This is a genomic window from Actinotalea caeni, assembly GCF_009733795.1.
GTDB lineage: Bacteria > Actinomycetota > Actinomycetes > Actinomycetales > Beutenbergiaceae > Pseudactinotalea > Pseudactinotalea caeni.
Genome location: NZ_WNXX01000004.1, coordinates 212,157 through 229,575, shown reverse-complemented (window position 1 = coordinate 229,575; position 17,419 = coordinate 212,157). Strand labels below are relative to the sequence as shown.

Sequence of the window (17,419 nt, the reverse complement as noted above, 5' to 3'; positions counted from 1 at the left end):
GGTGCATGGGTTCCGACATCAGCCACGTGCGAGCGATCCTCCTGGACGGGTTCGGCCGTGTCGAGGAAGGCGTGACGGCGGTCCTCGACGGCCTGTCGGTCGATGACCTCCGATGGCAGACGGCGCCTGGCGCCAACCCCATCGGGTGGCTGCTGTGGCACCTGAGCCGGCAGCAGGACGCCCAGCTCGCCGAGATCCTCGGGGTCGAGGAGGCCTGGACGGCGGAGGGCTGGCGGGAACGGTTCGCGCTGCCCTACGACCCGGAGGACTCCGGCTACGGGCAGCGCCCGGAGCAGGTCGCGGCCTTCTCGGTCGGCGACCCTGCGCTGCTGAGCGGGTACGCCGGTGCGGTGCACGGCCTCACCCGGCGCCTCGTCGACCAGCTCGACGCCGACGCCCTCGACCGCGTCGTCGACGAGCGCTGGGACCCGCCGGTCACGGCCGCCGTCCGCATCTACTCCGTCCTCGAGGACGCCGCCAAGCACCTCGGTCAGGCCGAGTACGTCAAGGGGCTGCTCGCCCGGCGCTGACACCGACCGCACCCGCTCGCGGGTGGTCGTCCGGGACGACGTTGCTGCCCTTGCGCCGGCCACTACGCTCGGCGTGGTGGCGCGGGCGCCCGCGCCCTGGCGCATCGTCCGAACGGAGGCTCATGACCAGCAGCGACGCACCCGCAGCTCCCGTGCAGCACGGGATGACACCGATCGAGATCCCCGCGCAGCCCGACGCGATCGAGCTCGGGACCGGGCCGCTGCCGGAGGCCTCGGCACCGGAGTCGTGGCACAGCGAGTACGGCAGCATGTTCGCCCGCAACGTCGGCGTCGCCACGCTCACGCCGTTCCTGCCGGACCCGGCGGCGGCGACCGGCACCGCGGTGGTCGTGGCTCCGGGCGGCGGCTTCATGTCGCTGTCGATGGAGAACGAGGGCTGGGACGTCGCTCGTGCGCTCGCCGACCGTGGTGTCGCGGCCTTCGTGCTGAAGTACCGGCTCCGGCCGACGCCGGAGAGCCTCGACGACTTCGCCGCGGCGATCCGGGAGATGCTGGCCGGGCCGCTGCCGTCGCACCGGCACGACCCGGCCGCCGCGCTGGGCAGCCTGGACCCGCAGATCGCCGACGCCCGCGCGGCGTTCGCGCTCGTGCGCAGCCGAGCGGCCGAGTGGGGCGTCGACCCCGAGCGCATCGGCATGGTCGGGTTCTCGGCCGGCGCCATGCTCACCGTCGCGACCGCCCTGGTCGGCGGAGACGCGAAGCCCGCCTTCATCGGCGACATCTACGGCCCGCTCTCGGCGTTCGAGGTGCCCGACGACGCGCCGCCGCTGTTCATCGCCCTCGCCGCCGACGACGGTCTCTTCGAGCCCAACGGGTTCCCGATCGTCGAGAGCTGGCGCTCCGCCGGGCGCCCCGTGGAGCTCCACTTCTACGAGCGCGGCGGCCACGGGTTCGGCATGTACCCGAAGGAGACCACCAGCACCGACTGGTTCGGCTCGTTCGTCAGCTGGATGCGGATGCACGGCCTCCTCGAACGGCGCTGAGGTCGCGGCGCCGGCGCGCGAAGCACGGCGCCGCGAGCACGAGCCTGGCCGTCGAGAACGAGTGGCGCACCGCTCGTCCTCGCCACGCGGGCTCGTACTCGCCGGCGGTGGCGTGAGCCCCCGGCCACGGTTGCTGGCTCGAGATCTGAGCGAGAGAGCGGCCGAGCCGGGGACGGGTCGGAGTGCCCGGACACCACCCGTTACAACTCGGTGTCGCGGGCGTGACGCTGCTGCCCGAGCAGATAGGCGCACAGAGCGCTGACCCCGAAGTCCCACGGCTCGATCGTCTCCGTCGGCGCCACCTCGTTGACCAACGTGCCGAGGTGCGGGCTGGAGATCGTCACGATGTCGCCGGTGTGGTGCGTGAAGCCCGCTCCGGCAGCGTCGCGATCCTGGGTCGGCGCGAACAACGTGCCGGTGTACAGCGCGAAGCCGTCGGGGTACTGGTGGTGCTCGCCGTGGACGGCGGCGAGCAGCTCCTCGAATGAGCGGCTGAGCCGGCTGACGCTGTTCACCCCGTCCATCCGGTACCCGTCCACGCCGACGACCTCGAGCTCGATCGTCTCGGAGCGGACGGTGTCGAGGGTGAACTCGCCGTCGAACAGCCGGATGAACGGACCGAGGGCGGACTGGGCGTTGTTGTCCTTCGCCATCCCCAGCAGCAGGGCGCTTCGCCCTTCGACGTCACGCAGGTTGACGTCGTTGCCCAGCGTGCAGCCTCGGGCACGACCGAGACTGTCCGCGACCAGCACGAGCTCGGGCTCGGGGTTGTTCCACCCCGAGAACCGCGGGATCCCGATCCGCGCTCCCCAACCGACGGATGCCAGGACCGGCGCCTTGGTGAACACCTCGGGGTCGGGCCCCAAGCCCACCTCGAGGTACTGCGACCACCAGCCCTTGGCCAGGAGCGCCTCCCTCAGTCTGGCGGCGTCCTTCGAGCCTGGTACGACCGCACCGAGGTCCTCCGTGACCTGGGCGGCCAGCATGGCGCGCACCTCAGCCGCGCGAACCGGGTCGCCACCGCAGCGTTCCTCGATGACGCGCTCGATCATGCTGTCGACGAACGTCACCCCGCAGGCCTTGATCACCTGGAGGTCCACCGGAGCCAACAGGTGCGCCTCGTAGCGGCGCTCCACGGACGCGGCCACGAGGTCGGGCAGCTGCCACCTCGGCGGGGAGCTCACCGCGCGGAGGGCGTCGACGGCGTCGTCCCGCTCCAGCAGCGCACTGATCGTCGAGCTGAGGTCGAAGATGTCGTGCACGGCCTCGCCGCGGACAAGAACGGGGCGAGGGCCGCCGCTCTTGGGGTCCCACACCCGTCCGACGAGCAGGGCACGCTCCGCGTCCAGCGGCAGGACCCTCCGGTCGGCCACCCTGATCACGGCACCTGCCAGACGCCGTCGACACGACGCGTGATCCGCCATGGGTTTGCTTCCTGCAGAGCCGGGGGCAGGTGGGAGTCGGGCACGCCCTGGTAGGCCACGGGACGGGTGAACCGGCGGGGCGCAGCCGTTCCGACCGAGGTGCTGCCCGGGCTGGTGGTCGCGGGGAACGGGCCACCGTGGTGCTGGGCATAGGTGACCGTGACACCTGTGGGCCACGCGTTCCAGATGAGTCGCCCGGAGACGCGCTCGAGCGCGGCCAGGAGGTCGGAGACGTCCTCGCCCTCCTCGGCGTGGACCGAGGCGGTCAGCTGCCCCTCGAGCAGGTCCACCACCTTCTCGAGCTGCGCGACGTCCTCGTAGGTGACGACGATGCTGGCCGGTCCGAACATCTCCTCTCGGAGGATCGCAGGATCGGACAGCACGGCCTCGACCGGCGCCGACAGCAACGCGGGGGCCGGCGCCTCCCCGCGCCCTCCTGGCGCAACGGTCGCGACTCCCTCGCGCGAGGCCATCTCGTCGCGCGCGTCCACGAAGCCCGACGCCAGCCGCTCGGACAGCATCGGCGCCGCCGCGACCTCGGCGACGGCGTCGCGCAGTGTCGCGGCAGCCTCCTCCTCGAGGGAGGGGACGAGCAGCAGACCAGGCTTCGTGCAGAACTGGCCGCTGCCGAGCGTGAAGGAGCCGACGTACTCGCGGGCGATCTGGTCGCGGCGAGCATCCCACGCAGCCGGCGTGACGAACACCGGGTTGATGCTGCCGAGCTCCCCGTAGAACGGGATCGGTACCGGTCGCGCCTGTGCGCGCTCCATCAGCATCCGCCCGACACGGGTGGAGCCGGTGAAACCGATGGCGGCGGTCAGCGGGTGGTCGACGAGGTCGTTGCCGATCTCGCGGCCGGTGACCGCCGCGAACAGGCCGTCCGGCGCTCCCGCGGCGCGCAGCGCGTCCACGACGATCTCGGCTGTGCGCAGTCCCAGAGCCGGGTGCGCCTCGTGGACCTTGTGGACGACCGCGCAGCCCGCGGCGAGACCGGCGGCCGAGTCCCCTCCCATGACGCTGAAGGCGAACGGGAAGTTCGACGCTCCGAAGACGCCCACCACGCCCAGCGGCACGTTGACACGACGGATGTCCGGACGCGGCCCCATCCCCCACGCGTCATCCGCATGGTCGAGCGTCGCGTCGAGGAGCTCACCGCGGATGACCTCCTGAGCCAGGAGCCGCAGCTGGAACGTCGTGCGACCGAGCTCGCCGCGCAAGCGGCCGTCCGGAAGTCGGGACTCCTCATGAGCGAGTGGCACCAGCTCCTCTGCTCGCGAGTCCAGCGCGTCGGCAACGGCGCCCAGCCACGAGGCTCGCACGCCAGGTGACACGGCTCGCGCCTCCAGGTAGGCGGCATGCGCGCGCCGCATCACGCTCTCCAGCTCGTCCTTGGTCGTGGTGTGCACGGGTGACTCCTCCTCCGGCGACCCTAGCCGCCCGATCAGTGCCTGGTACGAGCAGGCCGTGTGCGTGTCAGCCTGGTGCCCTGTCGGTGCGCCCGGTGCGAGGCTTCTCGTGGCACGACGTGCCGCGCCCCGTCGGTGAGCCGCTGCACGACGCGGGCCCGGCCAGCGGGTCAGATCTGGACCAGCCCCTTCGCCAGCAGCACATTCCCCCAGAGTCGCATCTCACCCGTGGCCACGACCACGCTGGCCTGCGCGGCCAGGTCGTAGTACTCCCAGCGGTCGATCAGCCTGGCCGCCAGCGGGTGTGCAGCAGCGGCCTCGATCTCGGCCTGCACCGCGGGGGGTGGTACCACGCCAGCATCCATGAGTACCGGCGCGACGTCGCCGTCGAGTGGCAGGACGGAGCAGATCGCACGCACGACCTGCGGCACCGTGGTCCCCGGGAGCTCGATCGCATCACGATTGACGCGGTGAGCCGGAAAGTTCGCGTCGGCGATCAGGACGAGGTCGGAGTGCCCCATCTCGTCGAGCCCCTTGAGGAGCTCGCCGGTCAGCAACGGATCGATGTTGAGCAGCATGGTCCTTGTCCTACTCTCCGCGGAGCGCGCCCGCAGCCAGTCCTGCGACGACGCGCTCCTGCGCCGCCAGATAGAAGAGGAGCGACGGCAGCGTCGCCACTGTCAACGCGGCCATCATGCCCGGGATGTTCACGCTGAAGTTCCCGTAGAACGCGTTGAGCCCGAGCGGGAGCGTGTAGTTGGTGTCCGACGAGAGCAGCACCAGCCCGAACACGAACTCGTTCCACACGAAGATGAAGGTGATCACCGCGACCGTCGAGATCGCCGGACCAGCCATCGGCACCACCACGCTCCGCAAGATCCGGAGGTGCCCTGCGCCGTCGATGCGTGCAGCGTCGAAGATCGACTCCGGCAGCTGCTTGAAGAAGCTCGTCAGGACGAACACGGCGACCGGGAGGTTGAAGGCGATGTACGGGCCGAACAAGGCGCCGATCGAGTCGTACATCCGCATCTCCTGCGTCAGCACGTAGATCGGGATCAGCGTGACGTGCACCGGAATCATGATGCCGCCGAGGAACACCAGGGTCATCGGGGTGTTGAGCCGGGTCTGGAACCTCGACAGCGGGTACGCCGCCAGGATGGCCAACGCGACGGTGCCGGCGACCGAGACGAGTGTGACCGTGATGCTGTTGCCGAAGTACTTCGCAAAGCCCGTCGACACCAGGTTCGTGAAGTTCTCGAACGTCAGGTCCCTCGGTAGCCCGAACGGGTTCTCCAGGAACCCACCCCGCGTCTTCAACGAGCCCAGGACCATGAAGACCACAGGGAACAGACACATCACCGCGGCGAAGACCGCGAGGAGGAGCCGGACCGTCGCCACGGCCGGCCCCGGCCGAACGGCTGAACGCGTGCGCACCGTTGCCATGTCAACGCACCTTCGCGCGGGGTCGTCGGTTCGATCGGAGCAGCACGATCACCGTGAGCACCAGGGTGATCGTGAAGATCACCATGGCGATCGCGCTCGCATACCCGAGCCGGTAGTTGGTGAAGCCCTGGAGGAACATGTAGGTCGCGAGCAGCTCGGTCGAGTGCGTCGGCCCGCCGCCGGTCATGATGTAGACCAGGTCGAAGGCCTTGATCGCTCCCGCCAGCGAGAGGATCGACGTCGTGACCAGGACGGGCACCAGCAGCGGCAGCGTGACGAACCTGAACTGCTGACCGCGCGTGGCGCCGTCGATCGAGGCGGCCTCGTACAGCTCCTGGTCCAGCCCCAGGATCGCTGCGATGTAGATGATCATGTAGAAGGGGGCCCACTGCCAGACGTTGGCCCCGATGACCGCCCACAGCGCGGTGCTGGGCTGCCCGAGCCAGCCCTGTGTCAGGGACTCGAGCCCGATCGCTCGTAGGAAGCCGTTGAGGATCCCGTAGGACGGGCTGTAGATGAACCGCCAGAGGATCGCCACCGCGACCGTCGACATCAGGGTGGGCAGGAAGTAGATCCCGCGCCAGATGCGACGGCCGCGGCGCGCACTGGTCACGATGAGCGCGAGGCCCAGCCCGAGCGGGAGCTGGAGAAACACACTGACGAAGAGCAGCGCCGCCGTGTTCCGCATCGAGAGCCAGAACACCGGGTCCTGGAACAGCTCGGCGAAGTTCCCGAACCCGACGGGCAGGGCCGGTCGGCCCGGCCCTGCCCATGAGGAGAAGCTGAGCATCGCCGACTGCACGACCGGATACACCAGGAACACCCCGTAGACGATGAGTGCCGGTGCCAAGAAGGCGATCCACTTGAGTCGATCGGTACGAATCATGCGAGGGCTCCTCCGAGATTCGGATTCCTACTGCTGGACCTGCTCGTAGGCCGCCTGCAGCTGAGTCGCTGCGTCCTCAGGGCTCAGGGTGAGCCCGAACAGGCCCTGCGTGGCCTGGAGCATGGCGGTGGTCCACTCGGGAGCCAGCACGTGGTCGGGCCACGGTGCCAGCGCCGGCGCAGCGTTGATCGCCTCCGACACCTTGGCTCCGAGCGGGTCACTGATCTCCGTGCCCTGGTAGACCGGGATGCGGCCCACGGTCGCGATGTCGGCGGCCGCCTGAGCGTCCACCAGGTAGCGCACCAGCTCCTTGGCCATGTCGGGCGCAGCCGTCGTCGCCGCGACCGAGTACACGGGTGAGAGACCGCCCGTCATCATGTCGCCGGTACCGACCGCACCCTCCCACGCGGGCACGAGGAAGAAGTCGAGCTTGTCGAGCATCTCGGGGGCCTCGTCCTGAGCCGAGGGCAGCGTCCAGTTGCCCATGTGGTTCATGGCAGCCTGGCCGGACCAGAACAGCTGGCGTGACTCACCGGTGTCGTAGTCCAGACCGTTGAAGCCCTGGTTGAACGCGCCCGCCTCGACCAGCTCGACGATCTTCTCGTTGGCCGTCACGACACAGGGGTCGTCCAGCGGGATCGCCGGCGAGTCGCTGCCCAGCGTCGCCCAGAAGTCCGGACCGCAGGACAGCGCGACGAGCTCGGACCACCACTGGCTGCCGGGCCACTGCGTGGAGTTGGCCATCGCGATCGGGATCAGGCCAGCAGCCTTCGTCGCCTCGATGACCTCGAGGAACTCGTCCCAGGTCGTCGGCGGCACCAGCCCGAGCTCGTCGAAGATCTCGGTGTTGTACCAGACCATCGACGCCTCGACCGCGGTCGCCAGGCCGTACTGGGTCCCGTCGACCTGCCCCTGCTCGAGCACGGCGTCGGTGAAGGCGCCCGCCAGGTCGCCCGACTCCAGCAGGTCGTCGAGCGGAAGGATCAGACCGGAGGCCTCGTACTCGACGAGGTCGGAGCCACCCCAGTTGTGAAACACGTCGGGGCCGGTGTCGGTCCCCAGGGCGACGCGCAGCTTGGTCTTGTACTGGTCGTTGGGGGCCTCGGTCAGGTTGACGGTCCAGCCCGGGTTCGCGTCCTCGAAACGCTGGACGGCGTCCGGCACGGTCGACATGCTGGACAGGTGCCAGAGGTTGAGCGTCTGGGCGCCGCCTCCGTCACCGCCGCCATCCCCGTCGTCAGAGCCCCCGCCACCGGGACCGCTCGTGCCGCATGCGGCGACAGCTGCGAGGCTGACCGCGGCGCCGAGCGCCATCAGCGATCGAGATGTTCTCTTTCGGGTGCTGCTCATGAGACTCCTTCGTCTGAGGTGTGGGGCCGTGTGCCCCGCACCAGTTCCGCGGCGTGCTACATCACCGCTGAGAGCTGCCAGGGGACGAACTCGTTCTGTCCGTACCCGTGCAGCTCGCTGACCGACTTCTGGCCGGACGCGCACGAGAGCATGCGCTCGAAGATCTGCTGGCCCATCTCGTCGACGGTGGTGAACCCGTCGACGATGCCGCCGCAGTTGATGTCGATGTCCTCCTGCTGGCGCAGCCACAGCTCGTTGTTCGTGGACAGCTTCAGCGAGGGCGTCGGCTGACACCCGTACGCCGAACCACGGCCCGTGGTGAAGCAGATCAAGTTCGCACCGCCGGCGACCTGCCCGGTCGCCGACGTCGGGTCGAACCCGGGTGTGTCCATGAAGACCAGTCCGCGCTCGCGGACCGGCTCGGCGTACTCGTACACCTCCATCAGGTCGGTCGTGCCGCCCTTGGCGACACCGCCGAGCGCCTTCTCCAGGACGGTCGTCAGGCCGCCCGCCTTGTTGCCCGCCGAGGGGTTGTTGTCGAGGGCGGCGTTCATCCGCTTCGCGTACTCCTGCCACCAGGTGAAGCGCGCGTACAGCCGTTCAGCGACCTCGGGAGTGTGGGCCCGCTCGGCGAGCAGGTGCTCGGCTCCGTAGATCTCTGGCGTCTCCGACAGGATGGCGGTGCCACCGTGAGCGACGAGCCGGTCGACCGCAGCGCCGAGGGCCGGATTAGCCGTGATCCCTGAGTACCCGTCGGAGCCGCCGCACTGAAGCCCGACCGTGAGCTCGGACGCCGGCACGGGTTCGCGGTGCACGGCATCGACGTCGGGCAGCAGCTCCCGCACCATGGCGACGGCACGCTCGATGCTCTTGCGGGTACCTCCGGCGTCCTGCATGTTGAAGGACGCGACCGGGCGGTCGATACCGGACAGGTCGACCTCGAGCAGGTCGGAGAGCTGGTTGGTCTCGCACCCCAGACCGATCGCGATCACGGCGCCGAAGTTGGGGTGCTGTGCATAGCCCCGCAGGGTCCGCTGCAGGACCGCCAGGCCCTCGCCCTCGGGGTCGACGGCGCAGCCGAACCCGTGGGTGAGCGGCACGACGCCGTCGACCCGGTCGAACCCCTCGAGTGCTTCGGGGCGCAGGTCGCGTCGGAACGCGTCGGCGACCGCCTGCACGACCGTGGCCGAGCAGTTGACGCTGCTGATGATGCCGATGAAGTTGCGCGTCGCGACCCGACCGTCGGCACGCCGGATCCCGTCGAAGGTGGCGGGTTCGGGCACGTACTGGGTCGGGCGAGCGGCGCTCGACGGCGTGACCTCGCGCTCGAACTCGAGCATCCTCAGGTTGTGGGTGTGGACGTGCTGACCGGGCTCGATGCCGGTCGCCGCAACACCGATCACCTGCCCGTAGCGCAGCACGCGCGTACCGCGGGCGATACGCCGGACGGCGACCTTGTGGCCCGGCGGGATCGGGTCCCGGACGACAACCTTCTCGCTGTCCAAGGGGTCGCCCGGACCCAGCCGGAACGCCGCCACGACGACGTCGTCGTCCGGGTGGAGGCGGATCACCGTCCGTCGTGACCGTGCCAGCGACACCGGCACCGGGGGACGGGAGGCCTGGCTCATGCGTTCCCCCGCTGAGCGTGCCGGTCCCGACCGTAGACCCGCTCGGCCGTCCTCTCGAAGATCTGCTCGTGGTGGGCGGCAGGTGTGAGCGTGCGTGCGAGGTCGTGCCACTGCGCGTACGTCACGACGGCGGAGACGACCGGCCAGTCGCTGCCCCACATCACGCGCTCGGGTCCGAAGGCATCCAGCGCGACATCGACGTAGGGACGTAGATCCGCTGCGCTGGTGCGTTCTCCGGCCTCGGAGACCAGACCCGAGAGCTTGCAGACGACATCGCCTGCCTCGGCCAGCCGCCGGAGGTCGGCGGACCAACCCTCGAGGCCGCCGTGCGCGATGTCCGGCTTGGCCATGTGGTCGAGAACCACCCGCAGACCTGGACGCGCCTCCACCACGCGGATCAGCGGTTCGAGGTGCGCCGGGAGGGCGAGCGCCTCGTAGAGCAGGCCGAGATCCTCGATCGCGTCCAGCCCCTCGCCGACGTCGGACCGCAGGATCCAGTCCGGATCCTCGATGGCCTGGAGCCAGGGCCGCACGCCGACGCCGAGCGGGTCCGCAGCGAACCGCTCGAGCTGGGTGCGCGCGTCCGAGTCGGTGAGCTCGACCCATCCGACGACGCCGAGCACCTGCTCGGTGTTCGCGTGGGCCACGCTGAGCAGGTACTCGGTCTCGGCGGCGGTCGGCGCTGCCTGCACCAGCACCGCACGGTCGATTCCGAGCGGCGTCGCGGCAGCCGCCCAGTCGGCGAACGTGAAGTCCCGGTGCAGCGCGCGGTCCTCGCCGGCGAGCCAGTCGTAGTCGCGGCGGGCGAGGTCCCAGACGTGGACGTGGGCGTCGATCATGCCGTGACCTCCGTGCCGGCGATCCACTGAGGTTCGAGCAGACCCGACTCGACGAGGTCGTCCCACAGCGCATCCGGGATGTCGACCTCGGCCGCCGAGAACGACGCGTCGAGCTCGGCGATGCTGCGCACACCGAGGAGCACGCGCTCGAAGTACCCGCTGCGCAGCACGAACTGCAGCGCCGCGGCCATGAGCGGCACATCGTGGCGCTCACAGGTCTCGGACAGCGCAGCGACGGTGCGCGCGATCTCGTCGGGGACGCCCTCGTAGCTGAAGTGGCTTCCGCCGGCGAGGACGCCCGAGTTGTAGACGCCACCCGCCACGAGCTTGACGCCGGACCGCGCACAGGTCTCGAAGACGGCCGGGTCGTCGGGCCGGGTCAGCAGCGTGAACTGGTTGGCGAGCAGAGCACGGTCGAGATCGAGCTCGGCCATCGTGCAGAGCAGAGCGTCCGTCTCGTTCACGCCGACACCGAGCTCGCGCGTGACACCCGTCGCCTTGAGCTCGGCGAGCGCGCGATAGCCACCGGCGCGCAGCGCGGCCACGTGACGGTCGTTCTCCGCGCCATGGGTCCAGCGCCCGATGTCGTGGAGGAACAGCACGTCGAACGCCTCGACGCCGAGTCGGGCGAGACTGTCCTCGGCGCTGCGCATGATCCCGTCGTAGCTGTAGTCGAACACCTCGACGAACGGCCCGGCGTTGTGCCACCCGAAGTCGTTGAATGGAGCCGACGCACCGGCCCGCCGCTTCGGCACGAGCTGACGGCCGGCCTTGGTGCTGACCGTGAGCCCTTCCGTGCTGCCCAGGTCGTCGAGGAAGTGGCCCAGCCGCCGTTCGGCGGTGGACGCTCCGTACATGGGCGCGGTGTCGAACCAGCGGATGCCGCGTTCGTAGGCCGCGCGCATCAAGGCCTGGGCGTCGGCGGCCGACATCGGGGCGAACATGCCACCGATCGAGGTCGTGCCGAGCCCGAAACGTGAGCGGTCACGGGACGAGGACACTGCGGATCACCTCTCCATCTGCGATGGCCCCGAGGGCCGTGTTGACGCTGTCGATGGGTAGCCGTGCTGAGACCAGGGACGCCAGATCGAGGCGTCCAGCCTCGGCCAGTGCGACGGCTGTGGGGATGTCACGGCGCACCTGGGCACCGCCGTACTTGGCGACCAGCACCCGCTTGCCCTCGGCGAAGAACGGCATGGCGGGGAAGGCGATCTGCGCGTCGTGCCGCGGCATGCCGACCACGACCACGCCGCCCCCTCGTCGTGTCAGCGCAAGGGCGTCGCTCACGACCGAGGCCAGGCCGGTGACCTCGAAGGCATGGTCGACACCGCGCCCCTCGGTGAGCGCGAGAACCGCCTCGCGGGTGCCCTCAGCGGTCGGGTCGAGCTGATCGGTCGCGCCCGCGGTCAGCGCCGCCGCCCGCTTCCACTCGATCGGGTCGATCGCGATGATCCGGCCGGCGCCGGCGAGCGCGGCAGCCTGGACAATCGCCTGCCCGACGCCCCCGCAGCCGAGCACCGCGACGGCGTCACCGGGGCGGACCTCAGCGGTGCGGAGCACGGCGCCGATGCCGGTCGTGACGCCGCAGCCCAGCAGGGCGAGCTGCTCGTCCGGCAGGTCGGTGCTGACCTTGACCACCGAGGCCTCGTGCACCGTGGTCTGCTCGGCGAAGGTGCCCAGTCCGAGGTAGCTGATCGCCTGCCGGCCGTCCGGCAGGGTCGCGCGTGGCGTACCGGCCACGTCGAAGGCGACTGCGCACAGGTGGGACTCGCCACGGATGCACCAGAAGCACGCCCCGCAGGCGGGGATGAAGGTGGTGACCACGCGGTCGCCGGGCTGCACCAGGCGCACATCGGCGCCGACTGCCACCACGGTGCCGGCAGCCTCGTGGCCGAGCACCGCCGGGGGCGGCAGCGGCCGACCGCCGGTGTGCACCGACAGGTCGCTGTGGCAGACGCCTGAAGCGCCGACCGCGACGACGACGTCGGAGGGCCCGGGTGCCAGCGGCTCGAGGTCGAGCACCTCGAGCGGCTGGCCGATGCCCGTGAAGACTGCTGCGCGCATGGGCCTCGCCTCAGACGTACTCGACGTACGCCACACCGAGCTCGTCGACGAGCTCGATCTGGAGCACGGCCGCACCGTCGTCGTCGGTCTCGGCGGAGACGATCCGCAGACCCGGGCCGGCGGTGGCCGTGCCGAGGGCTCGGTCCGAGGGCGACCGGAGGATGACGCGCACCGGCTCCGGCGGTGCGGGCTGCTCGACGCCATAGTTCTGGATCGTCAGCAGGATCCGGTCGGCATCGGCCTGGTCATAGGCGTTGAGCCATACGTTGCTGCGGGCTTCCGCGGCGAACGTCGGCGTCGGGCCGACGAGATCGCGCAGGATCGCGGTCAGCAGCGCCCGATTGGCCGTGACGGTGGAGCGTTCGAGCACGAACGTGCTGTAGACCGCCACGCCACTGCCGAACTCGTTGCGCGTCAGAGTGCTGTGCCCGGTTCGCTCCCACGGCGGCGCGGAGTGGATCGATGCCCACGAGGTGTCCTCGACCGACCCCCAGGCCGGGCCGCCGTAGGGCAGCGTGAGTGTGGCGAGGGTGGTGGCCGTCGTCGCGTTCGCGCGAGGCGAGGAGCGCAGCGGCTTCGGCTCGTAGGGAACCCCCCACTGCGCGTTGTAGGGCTCGCTGATCTCCTCCTGCGGGTGGATCGCCCCCCGGATCTCGTCGCTCTGCGGTGTCATGAAAGCGACGCGGCGGTCCTCCTCGCCGGCGAACGAGACGCCGAAGACGTCGGCCAGCATGAAGTCCTCGTGGCGGGTCCCATTCGCCTCCACCAGTGAGGTGTAGCCGCTGGCATAGAGGCGTCCGCCGGCGGCGACATAGGCGCGGAAGGCCTCGACCTCCTGAGCTGTGAGACGGGAGACGTCCGGGAGCGCGACCGCTCGGAACCTCGGCAGGAGATCGAGGTCGGACTCGCTCAGCACCCCGAAGGGGATGTGCGCCTCGGCGAGCGCACGGGCGACGCCGCGGGCAGCCTGCACGTGCGGGAAGGGCGTGCCGCCCAACCGCGGCGGGGGCCCTGCCGGCGTGCCGTTGTCCGCGAAGTCCATGAAGGAGTTGTCCGAGAGGTAGATCGCGATGTCCTCCAGCGGCTGGCCGGTGCCGAGATCGGCGTACGGCGCCATGGCGGCGAAGGCGTCGCGGATCACCTGGAAGTTGCCGGGCCGCTCGCGGCCGTCGGGGTCGATGCCGTCGATGACGATGAACGCCGACCCCGTGGCGGTGGCCGCCAGGCCCTCGGAGGTGAGCTCCGCCGTCGACTTGAGCGTGACGTGATCGATCAGGTCGATCCCGACGCTGACCATGAGCTCGGCGGGCTGGGTGCGGCTGAGGTGCTGAGCGAGCTTGTTGACGACGAGGTGCTCGAATCGGTCGCCGTACAGATCGAGGGACGTGTAGGTGTCGAGCTTTCCGCTGGCCAGGGTCTGTCCGCAACGCCACCCGGAGAGCGCGTTGGCGAGGTTGTGGGTGACGGCGATACCGGGGCGCAGCTCCAGAGCCCGATCGATGAGGATGCGGGTCCACTCGTTGAGCCACCGACGGCGTGCCGCCTGGAAGGTGGCCCAGGCGGGGTCGGTCCAGTCGACGACGTCGGGGACCTCGATGCCGTCCTCGCGACGCAGCCGGTCACGGCAGGCGTCACAGGCGCAGATCGCCAGGAAGAAGATCATGTCGAGCCAGAGACCGTCGACCTCGTAGCCGGTGAGGATCTCCTCGGTGATGGCGAGCTCGTAGGCGCGGTAGTCGGCGTTGTTGGGGCAGCAGACGCCGTAGCGGGTGCGGTCGTGCAGGGGGCGCCCGGTGCTGACGTCGATCTGCGACCACTCCGGATGCGCGGTGGCGGCCCAGTTGTCGAAGGTGATGCTCTGGTAGGCCATCGTGGACAGGCCCCGAGCCCGGCAGGCGTCGTTGAGCTCCTTGAACACGTCCCGCCCACCGAGGTTGCCGTGCTGCTTGCCGACGACGGTCGGGTAGGTGCACAGGCCTACGTGCGACTTGGCGTAGAGCATGACGGCGTCGAGTCCCGCGTCGGCGCACTGCTGCGCGAGACGGTCCGGGTCGTAGTCGGCGAGGAACCCGGGATCCCAGTCGGGGATGTGCATGTCGCGCAGGAGTCTGCGGGCGTGCTGCTGGTAGCGCGTGGGGGCGTAGGGCTTGGCTTCGACGGTCACCATTGACTCCTGATGTGGAACGAGAGAACCCTCAGGTGAGCGAATCACCCGATGACTTCGGTATGGCGGTGGAGCGTAGGTGGTCACGGCGCGCGCTGTCAATCCTCCAATAACGGCGAGATATAGCGGTTGTCGAATGCAGCGTGCCGAAGCCCTCACCGAAAGTCATCGGGTCACCTATGCTGTGCTCATCGTGTCCGGATGAGGGGTTTGCCATGTCGCTGACCGACGAGGCGATCGAGAAGATCAAAGGGATGATCGTCTCGGGGGAGCTACGCCCTGGAGATCGGCTGCCCGTCGAGAAGTCGCTGGCGGACCGCCTCGGTCTGTCGCGCAACTCGTTGCGCGAGGCGGTGCGAGCTCTGACGGCCTTGCGGGTGCTGGAGACGAGGCAGGGCGCCGGCACCTTCGTGACCAGCCTGGCTCCCGGGCTGGTGCTCGACGCGGTGAGCTTCATCGTGAACTTCCACGACCCTCAGACGGCGGTGCACTTCGTCGGGGTGCGGCGCATCCTCGATGCCGAGGCTGCCGCCCGGGCGAGCGTCCGGATCACCGACGACGAGCTGGCGGAGCTGCGGGAGATCCATGAGCGTCTGTGCGTGGTGGCGCGGCATCAGCCGATCGACACAGACAAGCTGATCGAGCTGGACCGCAAGTTCCACAGCCGTATCGCCAGCGCGTGCGGCAACCCGGCCCTCGCGGCTCTCGCGGACATGCTGGGCGGGCAGACCGTCTCCGCGCGGGCCCTGCGGCTCAGTGCGCTCGAGACCACCGCCAGCAACGCGCTGGTCGAGCACGAGCAGATCCTCGAGGCGCTCCAGGACCGTGATCCCGAGCGCGCGCGACTGCGGGCGGGCATCCATGTGCTCCAGCTCGAGGAGTGGCTCACCCAGCAGGGCCACGGCGAGGCGTCGGGGTAGCCACCGCTCGACGGCACCACCGGGCCGCGCGGATGAGCGCGCGAGGAGGCGGGGCGGCACCCGTCGAGCACGAGCCGTGCCGTCGAGAACGAGTGGCGCACGGCTCGTCCTCGCCGCGCGGGCTCGTACTCGCGGGCGGCGGCGCGAGCTGCCTACTGCGCCATGTCGAAGAACCGCGCGTAGTGGCCCTGGAACGCGACGACGATGGTGTCGGTGGGGCCGTTGCGGTGCTTGGCGACGATGATGTCGGCCTCGCCCGCGCGCGGGGACTCCTTCTCGTACATGTCCTCGCGGTGCAGCAGGATGACGACGTCGGCGTCCTGCTCGATCGAGCCGGACTCGCGCAGGTCGCTCATCTGCGGCTTCTTGTCGGTGCGCTGCTCCGAGCCACGGTTCAGCTGCGAGATCGCGATCACCGGCAGCTCGAGCTCCTTGGCGAGCAGCTTCAGCGCACGCGAGAACTCCGCGACCTCCTGCTGGCGCGACTCCACCCGCTTGCCCGAGCTCATCAGCTGCAGGTAGTCGACGACGACGAGGCGCAGGTCGTGGCGCTGCTTGAGCCGGCGGCACTTCGCGCGGATCTCCATCAGCGACATGTTCGGGCTGTCGTCGATGAACAGCGGCGCGTCGCTCAGCTTGCCCATCGTGCGCGCCAGCCGGGTCCAGTCGTCGTCGCGCATCGAGCCCTTGCGCAGGTGCGTCAGCGGCACCTGCGACTCCGCGCTCAGCATGCGCATCGCGATCTCGTTGCGGCTCATCTCCAGCGAGAAGATGACCGACGTCAGGCCGTGCTTGATCGAGGCCGCGCGCGCGATGTCCAGGCCGAGCGTCGACTTGCCGACCGCCGGACGTGCCGCGACGACGATCATCTGCCCCGGGTGCAGGCCGTTGGTCAGCGCATCGAGGTCCTTGAACCCCGTCGGCACCCCGACCATCCCCTCACCACGGTGGGAGGCGGCGTCGATCTCCTCCATGGTGCCGTTGAGGATGTCCTTGAGCGGCAGGTAGTCCTCGCTGGTGCGCCGCTCGGTGACCGCGTACACCTCGGCCTGCGCGGTGTTCACCAGGTCGTCGACGTCGCCGCCGTCGGTCGCGTAGCCCAGCTGCGCGATCCGGGTGCCGGCATCGACCAGCTTGCGCAGCACCGCACGCTCCCGCACGATCCGGGCGTAGAAGCCCGCGTTCGCGGCGGTCGGCACCGAGCTGATCAGCGTGTGCAGGTAGGGCGCGCCCCCGATGCGGCCGATCTCGCCGCGCTTGGTCAGCTCGGCGGCGACCGTGACGGCGTCGGCCGGCTCGCCGCGCCCGTACAGGTCGATGATCGCGTCGTAGATCGCCTCGTGGGCGGGCCGGTAGAAGTCGGTGCCGCGCAGCACCTCGACGACGTCGGCGATCGCGTCCTTGCTCAACATCATGCCGCCGAGGACGCTCTGCTCGGCCGCGACGTCCTGCGGCGGGGTCCGCTCGAACCCCTGCGGAGCCAGCTCTGCCACACTCACCAGAACCGCCCCCTGACGCTCAACGCTGCTGCCTCCTGCACGAGTCCGACACTCGCATCCACCACCGACATCTGCCTGTCCCCGCCGACGCGACGGGGCTCCCCTGCGGCCCTCCACGACGACGGCACCTCGGGCACGTTAGCGGCCTCGACGGCGACCGTCGACCGGCTCCGTCCACGGCCCCTGGGGAGAACTCACGGGCACCCTGTGGAGCGTCCCCACCGGTTGTCCACATATCCACGGACCACCTGTGGACAGCGGC

Annotated in this window: 15 protein-coding genes; 3 read left to right on the top strand and 12 right to left on the bottom strand. The window is 69.9% G+C overall.

The features are described 5' to 3' along the window. The first annotated feature begins 5 nt into the window (after positions 1 to 5). Together GPA02_RS05630 and GPA02_RS05625 are read left to right on the top strand one after the other, a co-directional pair. Positions 6 to 530 (top strand): mycothiol transferase, encoded by a 525-nt coding sequence (locus GPA02_RS05630; RefSeq protein ID WP_193567838.1) that lies wholly within the window; start codon positions 6 to 8, stop codon positions 528 to 530. A gap of 122 nt (positions 531 to 652) precedes the next feature. Next, positions 653 to 1,534 (top strand): alpha/beta hydrolase, encoded by an 882-nt coding sequence (locus GPA02_RS05625; RefSeq protein WP_156198914.1) that lies wholly within the window; start codon positions 653 to 655, stop codon positions 1,532 to 1,534. Positions 1,535 to 1,734: 200 nt separating this feature from the next. On the opposite strand, the gene GPA02_RS05620 is transcribed toward GPA02_RS05625, so the two are convergent. The 11 genes from GPA02_RS05620 to GPA02_RS05570 all read right to left on the bottom strand — a co-directional run bounded on the left by GPA02_RS05620 (position 1,735) and on the right by GPA02_RS05570 (position 14,738). Next, entirely contained in the window at positions 1,735 to 2,913 is a 1,179-nt protein-coding gene (locus tag GPA02_RS05620; protein WP_170296832.1) for a fumarylacetoacetate hydrolase family protein, read from the bottom strand. Continuing rightward, on the bottom strand, positions 2,913 to 4,364 hold the full coding sequence (locus GPA02_RS05615; RefSeq protein ID WP_275689715.1) for an aldehyde dehydrogenase (NADP(+)): 1,452 nt from the start codon (positions 4,362 to 4,364) through the stop codon (positions 2,913 to 2,915). Before GPA02_RS05615 ends, GPA02_RS05620 begins: the two co-directional genes overlap by 1 nt. 170 nt (positions 4,365 to 4,534) lie before the next feature. After that, positions 4,535 to 4,942, bottom strand: a complete 408-nt coding sequence (locus GPA02_RS05610; protein WP_156198912.1) for an RbsD/FucU family protein — start codon at positions 4,940 to 4,942, stop codon at positions 4,535 to 4,537. 10 nt (positions 4,943 to 4,952) lie between these two features. Continuing rightward, a complete protein-coding gene (locus tag GPA02_RS05605; protein WP_156198911.1) occupies positions 4,953 to 5,807 on the bottom strand; it encodes a carbohydrate ABC transporter permease in 855 nt (284 codons plus the stop codon). A gap of 1 nt (position 5,808) precedes the next feature. Continuing rightward, positions 5,809 to 6,693, bottom strand: a complete 885-nt coding sequence (locus GPA02_RS05600) for a carbohydrate ABC transporter permease (protein WP_156198910.1) — start codon at positions 6,691 to 6,693, stop codon at positions 5,809 to 5,811. A gap of 27 nt (positions 6,694 to 6,720) precedes the next feature. Continuing rightward, entirely contained in the window at positions 6,721 to 8,043 is a 1,323-nt protein-coding gene (locus tag GPA02_RS05595) for an extracellular solute-binding protein (protein WP_156198909.1), read from the bottom strand. A 56-nt stretch (positions 8,044 to 8,099) separates the two neighbouring features. Next, positions 8,100 to 9,671 (bottom strand): UxaA family hydrolase, encoded by a 1,572-nt coding sequence (locus tag GPA02_RS05590; RefSeq protein ID WP_156198908.1) that lies wholly within the window; start codon positions 9,669 to 9,671, stop codon positions 8,100 to 8,102. Continuing rightward, on the bottom strand, positions 9,668 to 10,510 hold the full coding sequence (locus tag GPA02_RS05585; protein ID WP_156198907.1) for an amidohydrolase family protein: 843 nt from the start codon (positions 10,508 to 10,510) through the stop codon (positions 9,668 to 9,670). Before GPA02_RS05585 ends, GPA02_RS05590 begins: the two co-directional genes overlap by 4 nt. After that, complete coding sequence (locus tag GPA02_RS05580; protein ID WP_156198906.1) at positions 10,507 to 11,511, bottom strand: aldo/keto reductase; 1,005 nt, start codon at positions 11,509 to 11,511, stop codon at positions 10,507 to 10,509. The genes GPA02_RS05585 and GPA02_RS05580 overlap by 4 nt, the downstream gene beginning before the upstream one ends. Beyond that, positions 11,495 to 12,574: an alcohol dehydrogenase catalytic domain-containing protein gene (locus GPA02_RS05575; protein WP_156198905.1), complete on the bottom strand. Its 1,080-nt coding sequence runs from the start codon at positions 12,572 to 12,574 to the stop codon at positions 11,495 to 11,497. Before GPA02_RS05575 ends, GPA02_RS05580 begins: the two co-directional genes overlap by 17 nt. A 10-nt stretch (positions 12,575 to 12,584) precedes the next feature. Then, entirely contained in the window at positions 12,585 to 14,738 is a 2,154-nt protein-coding gene (locus GPA02_RS05570; RefSeq protein WP_162457711.1) for an alpha-amylase family protein, read from the bottom strand. A 215-nt stretch (positions 14,739 to 14,953) separates the two neighbouring features. Between GPA02_RS05570 and GPA02_RS05565 the strand changes: the two genes are divergently transcribed. After that, positions 14,954 to 15,658 carry a FadR/GntR family transcriptional regulator gene (locus GPA02_RS05565; protein WP_156198903.1) on the top strand — a complete coding sequence of 235 codons (705 nt, stop codon included), beginning with the start codon at positions 14,954 to 14,956 and terminating at the stop codon, positions 15,656 to 15,658. Between the two features lie 152 nt (positions 15,659 to 15,810). Here GPA02_RS05565 and dnaB read toward each other — a convergent pair whose 3' ends face one another. Beyond that, positions 15,811 to 17,157, bottom strand: coding sequence for a replicative DNA helicase (gene dnaB / locus GPA02_RS05560; protein WP_414635332.1), 1,347 nt, complete (start codon positions 17,155 to 17,157; stop codon positions 15,811 to 15,813). Positions 17,158 to 17,419 lie beyond the last annotated feature (262 nt).